General features: G+C 39.5%; 11 protein-coding genes and 1 pseudogene. 7 read left to right on the plus strand and 5 right to left on the minus strand.

Annotated features, from left to right (window positions below):
• Window positions 1–8: 8 nt before the first annotated feature.
• The 3 genes from V7L20_RS17680 (at window position 9) to V7L20_RS17690 (ending at window position 2,849) form a co-directional block, all read left to right on the plus strand.
• On the plus strand, window positions 9–1,343 hold the full coding sequence (locus V7L20_RS17680) for an NYN domain-containing protein (protein ID WP_334745337.1): 1,335 nt from the start codon (window positions 9–11) through the stop codon (window positions 1,341–1,343).
• 8 nt (window positions 1,344–1,351) lie between these two features.
• Entirely contained in the window at window positions 1,352–1,549 is a 198-nt protein-coding gene (locus V7L20_RS17685) for a hypothetical protein (RefSeq protein ID WP_334745338.1), read from the plus strand.
• 538 nt (window positions 1,550–2,087) lie between these two features.
• Entirely contained in the window at window positions 2,088–2,849 is a 762-nt protein-coding gene (locus tag V7L20_RS17690; RefSeq protein WP_334745339.1) for a DUF2996 domain-containing protein, read from the plus strand.
• 145 nt (window positions 2,850–2,994) lie between these two features.
• On the opposite strand, the pseudogene V7L20_RS17695 reads toward V7L20_RS17690, so the two are convergent.
• Together V7L20_RS17695 and V7L20_RS17700 are read right to left on the minus strand one after the other, a co-directional pair.
• A pseudogene (locus V7L20_RS17695) lies at window positions 2,995–3,488 on the minus strand (TM2 domain-containing protein).
• A gap of 283 nt (window positions 3,489–3,771) precedes the next feature.
• Entirely contained in the window at window positions 3,772–3,924 is a 153-nt protein-coding gene (locus V7L20_RS17700; protein WP_334745340.1) for a hypothetical protein, read from the minus strand.
• 46 nt (window positions 3,925–3,970) lie between these two features.
• Between V7L20_RS17700 and acsF the strand changes: the two genes are divergently transcribed.
• Window positions 3,971–5,047, plus strand: a complete 1,077-nt coding sequence (gene acsF, locus V7L20_RS17705; RefSeq protein WP_334745341.1) for a magnesium-protoporphyrin IX monomethyl ester (oxidative) cyclase — start codon at window positions 3,971–3,973, stop codon at window positions 5,045–5,047.
• 328 nt (window positions 5,048–5,375) lie between these two features.
• On the opposite strand, the gene V7L20_RS17710 is transcribed toward acsF, so the two are convergent.
• The 3 genes from V7L20_RS17710 to aroA all read right to left on the minus strand — a co-directional run bounded on the left by V7L20_RS17710 (window position 5,376) and on the right by aroA (window position 9,791).
• Window positions 5,376–6,965 carry an alkaline phosphatase D family protein gene (locus tag V7L20_RS17710; protein ID WP_334745342.1) on the minus strand — a complete coding sequence of 530 codons (1,590 nt, stop codon included), beginning with the start codon at window positions 6,963–6,965 and terminating at the stop codon, window positions 5,376–5,378.
• 221 nt (window positions 6,966–7,186) lie between these two features.
• Window positions 7,187–7,717 (minus strand): PEP-CTERM sorting domain-containing protein, encoded by a 531-nt coding sequence (locus tag V7L20_RS17715; protein ID WP_334745343.1) that lies wholly within the window; start codon window positions 7,715–7,717, stop codon window positions 7,187–7,189.
• A 793-nt stretch (window positions 7,718–8,510) separates the two neighbouring features.
• Window positions 8,511–9,791, minus strand: coding sequence for a 3-phosphoshikimate 1-carboxyvinyltransferase (gene aroA / locus V7L20_RS17720; RefSeq protein WP_334745344.1), 1,281 nt, complete (start codon window positions 9,789–9,791; stop codon window positions 8,511–8,513).
• 595 nt (window positions 9,792–10,386) lie between these two features.
• On the opposite strand from aroA, the gene V7L20_RS17725 reads away from it, so the two are divergent.
• The 3 genes from V7L20_RS17725 (at window position 10,387) to V7L20_RS17735 (ending at window position 11,810) form a co-directional block, all read left to right on the plus strand.
• A complete protein-coding gene (locus V7L20_RS17725; RefSeq protein WP_334745345.1) occupies window positions 10,387–11,061 on the plus strand; it encodes a carbonic anhydrase in 675 nt (224 codons plus the stop codon).
• 22 nt (window positions 11,062–11,083) lie between these two features.
• Complete coding sequence (locus tag V7L20_RS17730) at window positions 11,084–11,236, plus strand: hypothetical protein (protein WP_334745346.1); 153 nt, start codon at window positions 11,084–11,086, stop codon at window positions 11,234–11,236.
• A gap of 268 nt (window positions 11,237–11,504) precedes the next feature.
• Window positions 11,505–11,810 carry a hypothetical protein gene (locus tag V7L20_RS17735; RefSeq protein ID WP_334745347.1) on the plus strand — a complete coding sequence of 102 codons (306 nt, stop codon included), beginning with the start codon at window positions 11,505–11,507 and terminating at the stop codon, window positions 11,808–11,810.
• Window positions 11,811–12,569: the final 759 nt, after the last annotated feature.

A 12,569-nucleotide genomic window follows, 5' to 3' on the forward strand; every position in this document is an offset into this window, starting at 1 on the left:
ATTTAGCTATGCCAAACGAAGCTGCTAACCAAGAGCAAGCCTTCCTGATTAAATTATTAAAAGCAATTTATCAAAATCAGGAAGTATATTCAATTCTGGAACAGAACTTAAGCAAACTCAATGATAATTTAGCTTTTATATTGCGGAAATGGATAAGCGATCGCTTTGTTAAAGAGCCTGCTAATGCTGTTAATATAGCTAAAGTTATTATCCAACTAAGTAAAATTATTCAAGGGTTTGAACAAGGTAACCTTGCAAGTAATTTGGAAATTGCGATCGCAGGTTATGAAACAGTTTTGCAAGTGTGTACCCGTGAGGCTTCCCCCAAAGAATGGGATGCCGTCCAGCAAGCTTTGGTAACAGCTTATCAGCAACGCCAGCTAATTCTCTCCAGAACCATTGGGGAACTTCGGAACCAGACTATCCAAACCCAGACTCAAATCAATACATTAACTGAGCAATTACAAGAAGAATTACAACAAGCAAAGCTGCAAATCAATGACTTCAAAACAACAATTACACAGTTAAAACAGGAAGAAGCTAATTCTGAATCAAAAATAGAGATAACATCTTTAATAGCTGAGTTTAAAGAGTTAAAGCAACGTCAGAGTCGTGTAGAGCAGTTTACTACAGCTAATATTTTACCTAAGACTGAGCAGTTCAACACAGCTATTTTTTATGATATTGAAAACTTAACAATGGGTAGAAACAACCCTAACTTAAATTTTTCTCTAAAAGAAATTCAAACAAATCTGGAAAACACTACCCTAGTTAATAAAATAGCTATCCAATGCGCTTATGCTGACTGGAGTGATTCTCGATTAAGGCCACTCAAGAATGAAATTCAAGAACTTGGCATCGAAGCAATTCAAATTTTTGATTATAGTCACAAACGCAATGCACCAGATATGCAACTAGCCATTGATATCATGGAATTAGCCCAAAATCGTCCTACACTGCAAGTTTTCGTTATTGTATCAGGTGATGGTGCATTTGCCGCTTTAGCTAAAAAGCTTCATGAATATGGAAAGACTGTAATTGGATGTGCTTATGAAGGACAAATTAATCGTATTTTCAAGTCTGTTTGTGATTGCTTTATACCTATACCTGATCCCCAAGTAAAAATAGAGGATATTCCAATTAATGAAGTAACTAGCGAGAGTACATTAAATGATGATATTTTAGTAGTAACTAATAAAATTTTACAGGATTTCAAGCAAAATTTTGAGCAATTAAGTCAGCTTCAAGAAGGTGGTATTCTTCTACCTCAAATTAAACAATATTGGAAGATTATATCCCAAATTTTGACCAAAAAATTAAAAAGCATGGTTATAATAAGTTGAACACTTTTTTGAAGAAAGTCATTGAAGGAACAGATATTTGTTTATCGAGTGACAACAATAAATTACTTTTGAGAGAAACGTTAACTTTAGGCTCTAATGGCTCATCAAATAAAACTTTAAATGGTGGTGGCCCTTATTTAAGAAATAAAGTGCTTACTACAAACTCCGTTAACCTGTCACAATCCAATACAGTTCAATTAAAGTAAAACTCTTTCTCAAAGTCAATTTTTTTAACGTAGACGCTGCATCGGCTTGCCGCAGGCTACCGCCAAGGACGCAAAAAGAAGAAAGAAATGCTTAACTGAAGTGTATTGTGTCATAAACGTGCCTGGACAAGCATAAATTCATTGTTTTAATAGATATTAAACGATTGAATCTTCACAGGCGATCACTATTGGAATTAGGACTTATGCATTGAGAATAAATCCCCAATAATAATGATTGAAAAAATCACATCTGTCTTAGGGCTAATTTATTAATTACCCAGATGCAAAACTGTAGACATAATAAAACCAAACTATGTAAACAAAGATAAACTAGGCTAAAACCTTCTTCCCTCCTGCCTCCAGCAAGAACTGCCTTATCCCAACGACAAATTTTTACGCCGACGTACTTAAGTCTTTGCGTTATTTCTAATTGCACAGTTATTTTTGCCCTGTTGCATTAGTATGTCAAAATAAAAATATCCGATACATCAAGGTGAGCGATCGCTCCCAAAGCTAGATTAAAGGATTGACCTGAGCAATGGCAGACCCAACCAATCACAATCAAGCGGGAGAAGTAGCTCCCAGCACTGTTGACAAGCAAGCTCCCAGTGTAGCTGAAGAACACGCTCCTAGTACAGATTCACCCGAAGCCACAGATATTCCTACTGCCAACGCGCCAGATCCTAAAGCTGCAAATTCTGAAGATAACCCCAATACTGCTAAACCAGCTGTACCACCCAAGCGAGAAAAACCCGCCGCCGCAGCTAAAGCCGCAAAAGGAGAAAAACCCCCAGCCGACGACGATGAAACAAAAGAACAACCCGCCGCCGCAGCTAAAGCCGCAAAAGGAGAAAAACCCCCAGCCGACGACGCAACAGAAGAAAAACCCGCCGCAGCTAAAGCCGCTAAAAAGGAAAAAGCCCCAGCTGTTGAAAATAAGCCATTTGTAGAGTTCATTGAGCAAGACTATTTGCCAGCTTTACAAAAAGCGATCGCTCAACAAGGCGTGAAAGATTTACAAGTGTCTTTTGCCAAGCAGAAAGTGCCAATCACTGGCTTTGAGTCCGCCGAAGAATGCTGGCAAATTATCGGTAGTTGGAAAGAAACAGGTCTGCGTCAGTTTAACCTGTATTTCCCAGAAGAAGATATTCAGGGGAAAAAGGGATTTTCCTGTAATGAAGGCAAAAAACCTAGCACTCTTGAGTCATTCTTAATCGATGAACGCAAAATTACCCTCGATTTGTTGGTATATGGCTTAGTTCAGCGCTTGGGTGGTCAAAAGTGGCTAGGTATAAATTAGTCATTAGTCATTAGTCATTAGTGAGCCAGCGCTATCTTAAGGGTTTGCCCGATGAGCGACTGGTGAACCCTAAAGGGGTCATCAGTCATTGTTTTTTAACAAAAGACAAAGGACAAATGACAGATGACAAATGACAAAGGACAATTTAAAGCTCATGGAAATGGTAGGTAACGGCTCCAGTATTGGGGTCGTTATCAATTCTCACATAATCTGATTTGTACATTTCATTGAGAGTAGCTTCTACTTGGGCAAAGCTAGCTCCTGTGAACTTTACGCCTTGAGTGACAGTTAAAATACCATCTTTGCTTTCTGCTGCTTCGATCAGTTTAATCATGAGTTGATTACCTGTTGGGTGGTGGACTTGAGAGGCAACTACTGCTTGATTTAACGGCACACCAAAGGGAGAGACACCCACTTTTAGTCTCAGTTGTGTTCGTAGTTATCAACCATGTTGGTGATAAAGAACAAATCCACGATCTGCCCTATACCAAATACACCACCGGTCAACAGCCACACCAAACCAGTCCCGATCTTGCCATTGTAGAAACGGTGCAATCCTCCCAACCCGAAAAATCCGACTGCACACAAGATGTAAGAGACAATAAGTCGGTCTTTATGCTGATTGTTTTGAAGATTCATCTCGTTTTCAACCCTTTGGATTTGCTCTTGTTGTCTGAGATGGGTTTTTTATATTAATTGTAGTAACAACCACTGAAAATTACTGAGATAACAGTGCTTTGAGAATACAATAATTACGTGTTACTCTACTTATCGTAATAGTGCTGATTGCTGAACTACGTTTATTTGACTACTAATCGGGGATTTTTGGTTCCAGAAATTTTGAATGATTGTTGCAACTCTTAATCTTTTGCTTACGAATTTCTAACCCGCACCTTGGTAGACTGAACTTTATACAATTCCATTATTGTGGGCTGTTACGCCTTAACAGAGCATTACCCTTGGCTTTGTGGTAAGACAGTCCTGTCTTCTCCCAAAGGGAGAGGCTAGCGCCAACGGGGTTTCCCTCATGAGAAACTGCCGTTAGCGTAGCGGTAGCGACTGTGCGTAGCTTCACCCGAAGGGTCTACTTAAGATAATAAAGACGAAAGAGCAATCAAGACATGGTAGATTCCCTCAAAAAACCAGGCTTTGAAGAAATCCGGCCAGGGATTAAAGTCCCGGCAAAAGAAACCCTGTTAACACCTCGGTTTTATACTACCGATTTTGATGAAATGGCGCGGATGGATATTTCCGTCAATGAAGACGAGTTACAAGCCATTCTCGAAGAGTTCCGCACTGACTACAACCGCCATCACTTTGTTCGGGATGCCGAGTTTGAACAATCCTGGGATCATATTGACGGGGAAACTCGCCGATTGTTTGTTGAGTTTCTAGAACGTTCTTGCACGGCAGAGTTTTCCGGCTTTTTGCTCTATAAAGAACTTGGTCGTCGCTTGAAAGGCAAAAGCCCCGTCTTGGCAGAGTGTTTTAACCTGATGTCACGGGATGAAGCTCGTCATGCTGGCTTTTTGAATAAAGCTTTGTCGGACTTTAATCTGTCCCTAGATTTAGGGTTTTTGACTAAGAGTCGTAGTTATACCTTCTTTAAACCGAAATTCATTTTCTACGCTACTTATCTTTCTGAGAAGATCGGTTATTGGCGCTATATCACCATTTATCGCCATTTAGAAGCACATCCCGAAGACCGGGTTTATCCAATCTTCCGGTTCTTTGAAAATTGGTGTCAAGATGAAAACCGTCACGGCGATTTCTTTGATGCGATCATGAAATCCCAGCCGCAAATATTAAATGATTGGAAAGCCCGGCTGTGGAGTCGGTTCTTCTTGTTGTCAGTGTTTGCGACAATGTATCTCAATGACATCCAACGCAAGGACTTTTATGCCACCCTTGGATTGGATGCGCGAGAATACGACATCCATGTAATTAAGAAGACTAACGAAAACGCAGGTCGAGTATTCCCATTGATGCTGAATGTAGAGAATCCAGAGTTTTATCAACGGTTGGATATTTGTATAAGCAATAACGAGAAGTTAAGTGCGATCGCTAACTCTAGCACTCCCAAATTTCTGCAATTTTTCCAAAAACTGCCGTTTTACATCTCCAGTGGCTGGCAGTTATTACGGCTGTACCTGATGAAACCGATTGATACTGTTTCTGCTCAAGGGGCAGTTCGTTAAGTTAGAACAGGTTTGCAAAAGCTTTAGTGGTTCTGCTAATTGCAGAGCCACTTTTTTGTACCAAATATTACACGTTAGCCAGTTAGTACTGCGCTCGCTAATTTAGATTGGGTTGATGCTCAAAATCAATTTTCTGAAAATGAAAACACAGATAAATACAGATAAACACTGATATTCATCTGGATTCATCTGTGATTGTCTAGTTTCAACGAAGAGGCAAAAGAAACAGTTCAGCCCCAACTCTTGGAGACGCACTGGCATTCGGGGAAGTCAAAAGTCATTTCCCACTGCTTCGCTGCATATTTTTCAACACCTGGGAATTAAACGATTAAGCTTTTTGTATTTCTGGACGGCCATCTTCAACCACAAATGAAGCCCGTTTACTAATTGTGCCAAATGGGGTTGTGACATTTGACATAACTAGATAATCTGACTTCCAGGTTGTAGGAGTTAGCGCACAGCGAACATATCCCCGTTGACCGTTGAAGAACTTAATGTGTGGGTTATCAGGTAAGTAAGCTTCAACATTTGGGGTGGTATCTGCCCCATCTCCACCGGAGGTTATTGAGGTACAGACGAATTCACTCCCGACTGTAGCAGATTCTGGATTATTAAAGTCAGCCTTTAAATTCATTGCCCAGTTGGAATGGATATCGCCTGATAACACTACTGGATTAGAGGGTTTGCGCTGTTCTAAGAAACGCATGAGGCGATCGCGGGAAGCCACATAACCATCCCACTTATCCATGCTGTAGGTTCCGCCTTCCCCTGGTTTTGTGTCTATCTGAGCAACTACAACTTGCTGGGCTAAAACGTTCCACTTAGTTTGTGAGCTATTTAAACCATCGTATAGCCAATCTTCCTGACGCTTGCCAGTAATCGTTGCATTCGGATCTAAGTTTTCTGGGCAACGTTCTTTGGTACCATCACCACAGGGCTGATCGGTGCGATATTGGCGGGTATCTAGCACATGGAAGGTGGCTAAGTTACCAAAGGAGAGCCGACGGAAAAGTTGCATATCGGGGCCAACGGGACGTGAGAAGGGGCGCAGTGGCATGTGTTCGTAGTAAGCTTGATAAGCAACAGCCCGGCGTTGAAGGAAAATTGCCCGATCCTGATCTGGCTCAGTATCAATTTCTGAGATGTTGTTGGCGTAGTTGTTTTCCACCTCATGGTCATCCCAAGTAACAATCCAGGGAAAGGCTGCATGAGCTGCTTGCAGATTGGTATCGGTTTTATAAAGGGCGTGACGGTTTCGGTAATCTTCTAAGGTTAGAATTTCTGCACTGTTGTGCTGTCTGGGGCGATTTTCTGTGATTCCCCCTTCGTAGATGTAATCGCCAACATGCACTACCAGATTGAGGTCGTCTTGGGCGAGATATTTGTAGGTAGTATAGTAACCCTGCTCATAGTGCTGACAAGAGACAAGGGCAAAGTTCAATTTACTTAAGTAGCTATTTGCTAAAGGCGCTGTCCGAGTGCGACCAATGGGGCTAGCGTCTTGGCCGACAAGAAATCGATACCAATACCAAGTATCAGATTGTAGTCCTTCTACCACAACTCGAACTGAGTGAGCTAGTTCTGGAGTTGCAAGTACCGTACCTCTGGAGACAATGCGCTTCATGTCGGGATCGGTTGCCACTTCCCAGCGAATTGGCACATTAACAGGTGGCATTCCACCTCCGTTTAAAGGTTCAGGAGCGAGACGAGTCCAGATTACTACGCTGGTAGAATAAGGATCACCTGACGCTACGCCTAAAGTGAAAGGATAATTAGAAAATCTGCTTGTAGCGATTGTTCTTTGAGGAGAAAATTGGTTAGCGATCGCTAAACCAGACAATGCTCCTGCCCCGATAATTAAGTTCCGTCGTTTCATTCGACTGTGCAGGAACTGCTCAAAATTCCGGTAATTTACCATTCTTTACTCCTGGCTAACAGGTCAGTTAAAACACAGCAACAGCTAACACAAAGGAGGCAGGGGAATCGTAGACAAACTTCGTAAAATTCTCTTACCATCAGCTTTTAATTCCCAATTTTTCCCTTACTACCATTGTGTTAGATGTTGTTTTGCCACATAAAAGCCTACTAATAAGAGATTAATCCTTGGCAAAGAAAGCGTTAATATCAACTTAACTAAGGTTAGACTTTAACCTTTTTCTTTATCATCCAGCCAAGGCTACAAGCAAAAATAGTGCTAACTAAAGGTGTAGGTTCAGGTACTTGTGTATACGAAACTCTACCTGATATAGGTTCAGCATCTGGAGAAGTTCTAGAGAAAGCTGTAAAATCCTCACCAATGATTTCGTAACTAATAGAACTGGAAGGATTAGATTTATCATTGAATAAATAATCTAATCCGAAATACGTTTGTCCTGTTGAAGATGTGGCTGGAAAGACAAGAGGAAACTCTGGATACTTAGTATCATCTTGTTCAGTGTAAATGGTATCTCCGTCAAATTGAAAAGAGAGTGATTTAATGGCGGCTACGGGATTAACTTCATTACTAAAAGTTGAGTTATCAAAACTAAAGAAGCCATTTCCTTTCTTTACTGGGCTATCAACTGTGAAAGCATAATTAATAATTGCAGCAGATACAGATTTTGCATCTACAGTAACAAGGGCTAAAGTAAGACTAGCAGCAGCAAGCACTAATTTTGGAACCAATTTCATTTCAGTTTTCCTCATCATAAACTTCTGTAACTAATGCACACTGCAAATTTATCAATGTTTAGTTTCTAACTTACTTGTTTTCTAAATTGGTATTTATCACTGATTAGAATAGCGATCTAAATCAATGATTATTGCCTTTTTAAGAAAAAGAAACTAAGTTTGCGAAGTAATTGAAACTACCACATTTTAGAATGAGGAGTTTAAGTAAAGTTTAATTAGAGGTAAAAATGAAATCAATTGTTGAGATTGCAGGGTGTCAAAACTTGCGATCGCATTCTATGAATTTTTTTACGTTCAACCAGTGTATATCCTCTGTAAACCTTCTGTGAATTGAACTAAATACAGTTTTGCGGTCAATTGTAGCGTTTTTAAACGCAGAGTCTTTCGTAATTTTATATCTTTCACCTACCCACTTTGCCCCCAGAGAATAAATTCTCTGGCTAATAGCGCAAATCCACTCAAGTAAACTCGAATCCTGATTGAGTCTTTCTTCTTTAGAAAACTTTAGCTAGTAACCCCAGAATTCATTCTGAGTGGGTTATTAGGACTGGTGCATCTTCTAAATATTACGAACTTGCGAATTCCTATATTAAGACATTTAAAAAGTTAACTACTCTCCAAGTTATTCACCAAAAAAGAAAATGGACAGATATGACTTATGTAAAAGTTAACTAGACAAAGACGAGCAAGGTAAGTAGTTATTCAGCAGAAAAAGAATGAAAAACAATCTTTGATTACCTTTTAAGTTACTTCTGTTTTCCAGCAATCAAGTAAATTTTGCTGTTAGACTCTTTTATTGTTCTAACATTTGGAAGAATCGGGTAAAGTAATCTGGAAAAGTTTTCGCTGTACAGCCAGGATCTTTAATTACAATCCCTGGAACCTTCAAGCCAGTGACAGCAAAAGCCATCGCCATTCGATGATCGTGATAAGTTTCAATCGCCGCCGGGGTAATGGGCCCAGGCTCAATTTTCAGTCTATCTGGAAATTCCTCAACCTGGACTCCTAGCCGACGCAACTCTGTTACCACAGCTTTAATCCGATCGGTTTCCTTATATCGAATATGTTCTACGTTCCGAATAGTAATCGGTGAACTGGCAAAAGGTGCGATCGCTCCTAATGTTTGCACCAAATCTGATATATCATTCATATCAATATCGATGCCTTGCAATTGCTTCGGCCCTGTCACTTCGGTGTAATCATCCGAATCCTTAATTTGGCAACCCATCTGTTCTAAGACGTTCAGCCAAAGAATATCGCCTTGACAGGATTGTTTCGTCAAATGTTTGACGCGCACCCGTCCACCTGTGACGGCGGCGGCGGCAAAAAAATAAGAAGCATTTGACGCATCTGGTTCTACTGTATAATGTCGAGCTTGGTAACGTTGACCCGCTTTGATCTGAAATTGATTATCGCCGATTTGAATCACCTCCACGCCAAAATCTGCCATCAGACGACAAGTCATTTTGACGTAAGATTGAGAAACTAATGTCCCTTCAACCTCAATGTTCGTATCTTGTTGAGCATAAGGCGCAATCATCAGCAATGCCGAAAGTTGCTGACTTGTTTGGTTAGCTTTCAGGCGAAAATTTCCGCCAGTGAATCCCTGGCTATTGACGGTGTAGGGCATAAACCCAGAATTTCCCTCAAAGTTAACGGTTGCTCCACCCGTTTGTAGCACCGTCAGCATGTCGCCCATCGGCCGTTCTCGCATCCTGGGAACGCCATCTAGGCGATATTGGCCGTTACCCAATGCCACCAGCGCCGAGATAAACCGTGCTGCTGTACCTGCCAAACCCACAAATAAATCTGCTTGTTTAGCTGGGATGTTGCCTCCTCTTCCCGCCACTTGGATTTCTGCCAGATGAGGATTTAGCGTAATGGGAATGCCCAATTGTTCTACGCATTTGGCAAAATACTCGCTATCTTCACTAAATAAAGCATTTTCTAAAAGGGAGTCACCTTGTGCCAAAGCTGCGACAAGCAACGCCCGATTAGTAAGACTTTTAGAACCAGGAATTTCTACCGTGGCATCCACTGGCCGATTTAGAGCAGGAATTGCAATGGTATCCACGTTAAACCTCTACGTAGGCGGTTAGCTACAACTTTATATAATATTGCCATATTCTGACCAAAAGAGGCAGGGTAAGACATTTTCATAGAACAAATGTCATCTCCTGCCACTCATATAGACTACAAAAAATCTTCAAATACTATTCAGTTTTACCTAAATTAGGACTTACTCAGTACTGTTTCGGTGATGTGAATCATTCCAGATTGCCTTACTCTGTGCGACCTAATACTCCCAATTACTAGATAATTTGTTATGGATTCAAGTCTGAATTTTATCTAAGGTATCGATGATTTAGAGACACGGGCGCTCATCAATGGATACATATTAAGTGTATGTACTTAAAATTGAAGTATAAACTATTAAAAATCATCAAACCTCTTCTCAAAAAATTTGGACAAGTATGTATTGTCTCTGATGCCAAATTGATTGCACATTAAATAACTTTAATAAAGTCAATTTTGTATTGCTACTTTTCAATCTTCCTAAAAGTAAGCGTTTATTCTTCCATCTTAGTGCCGGGAGTATGTGTAGGTAAAATTACTGGATTTAAAATTTAAATAAATACAAATTATATTTTAATCAGAAAAGTTGAACTATGTCTATTAAACGTATAATCAAAGGTCTAAATGAGTTTCATGATAACTACTTTCTTACACATCGAGAGTTGTTTGAACAACTGTCTTACGCTCAAAACCCTGAAGTATTATTTATAACTTGCTCTGACTCACGCATCGATCCATGTTTAATTACTCAAAGTCAACCAGGAGAATTATTTGTTATCCGTAATATTGGTAATATAATTCCTGCTTATGGAATGATGAATAACAGCGAAGGAGCAGGTATAGAATATGCTGTCCAAAGTTTAGATATTAAAGTTATTGTCATCTGTGGTCATTCCCACTGTGGAGCAATGAGAGGGTTATTACAAATAGGTAGTCTTGCTCAACAAATGCCTTTAGTTTATGACTGGTTAAAGCATTATGGTGAAGCTACTCGCCGCCTTGTCTTAGATAACTATAAAGATTACCCCAGCGATAAACTATTAAAAATTGCAATTGAGCAAAATGTATTAACTCAGATAGAAAACCTAGAAACATACCCAATAATCCGCTCTAAACTGCATAGTAATCAGCTTACTCTTCATGCCTGGATTTATGAAATCGAAACTGGTGAAGTGTTTGCTTATGATGCAAGTGTGAGTAAATTTAAAGTTTTGCAAAACCGTCCCTTTCCTGTACCTAATCTCCTGACCCGATTACCATCAGAATAATGAGGATGATTATGTAGAACTCTTGAGTGAGATCAAACTGGCTACAGAAGAAGAACACATCTATGCCAAGGTTATCCAACAGTCTAATCTTGACGAGCATCTTTTTGTGCTTCAGTTTACAGTTGTTCTCTCAAAAGCAATGGGGATTCTCAATGCACTCTGTCGGGCTGGGTGAGATTAGGGCGTCAATATTGAAATGGTAACAAAGGGAGGTGTATATAAATACAGTTAACCGAAAAAGTAGGTAATCTAAATTTTTTAAAAAGTAACAATTGTTGCTGATAGAAGCAGGCGATCGCGCTAAGATTTTGGACTTAAGCCCGATCCAACTCCAAGAAATCCTTAATAATTCGTAATTTATGGCATGAACCAGCTAAGTTGAGTTATGAAGATAAAATTATGATTTTTTATAAAACTGAAATTTAATTACATCCGAAGGACAAATGATGAACGTAAACAAATTTCAAAGACTAGTAGAACTTGCAAATGATCATGGTATTATTTGCCAGCCAACACCAGAAGAATGCTTAATTGCATCTTTGCCTGGAGACGATGATTTCTTATTAGCTTTTACTTGGTCTGGTACAGTTGAAGGAGAGCCACCAGAGCATGAATTAATCGCAATTAGTGTACAGGATATAGTCAAAGAAGTTACCGTTGCAGCTTGGCAGATTCCTTTTTATTTATTCGGAAACGTTTTAAGGCAGGCTCAGATGCTTGTTGCTGCTCATAAAGATTTTTTTAGTTAGAAGACAAGTTTTAGCTAAAAACTACTCTCCCTGTCTACTGTGGCAGGGATTTTTATTTTAACTACTGCGCTCAAGGAATAGAAGCTGACACACGATGCCATGTTTAATGGGAATAAATAGCGTTATAGAAATCCTATAGGACTCGTATCTGATTTCTGAACAAGATTAGCTAAAAACTTCTATCCCTATCTACTGTAGTAGAGATTTTTATTAGACTTCTTGCGTAAATCAAAAAAATAACCCCACGATTAAGTGCATTTGTTAATTTTTCGCTAACGTCGAAAAACAACCTTTGTTTAAGATTAAACAAAGGTTGCTGCTTAAATCCCCGAATTTTTGAAATCGGAGATTTTGCTTTTTACAAATGGCTTAAGACTGCTACTTTCTCAATTGGTTATTGCATAAATTGTAACTTGGTGAGGTACAGACAATTGTAGGGGCAGAATATGTTGTACCTTTATCCGTGTACTTCATTTACCTAAAATACGCTGTAAAATCCAACTTCGGCATTAAAGTTATAACCAATACTTCAATAACTTCATTTGAACTTCATATTTTGACTAGATTCAATAAGCAAAATCTGCAATTGCTTTCTCAAAAACAGCTTTGACTTTCTCAAACTCCAGTTTGCTTTCTCATTTCGGTATATCCAGCAAGCAAAAGTAGCTTTGACTTTCTCAAACTCCAGTTTGCTTTCTCATTTCGGTATATCCAGCAAGCAAAAGTAGCTTTGACTTTCTCAAACTCCAGTTTGCTTTC

The sequence above is a fragment of the Nostoc sp. genome, assembly GCF_036916735.1.
Taxonomy (GTDB): Bacteria; Cyanobacteriota; Cyanobacteriia; order Cyanobacteriales; family Nostocaceae; genus Nostoc.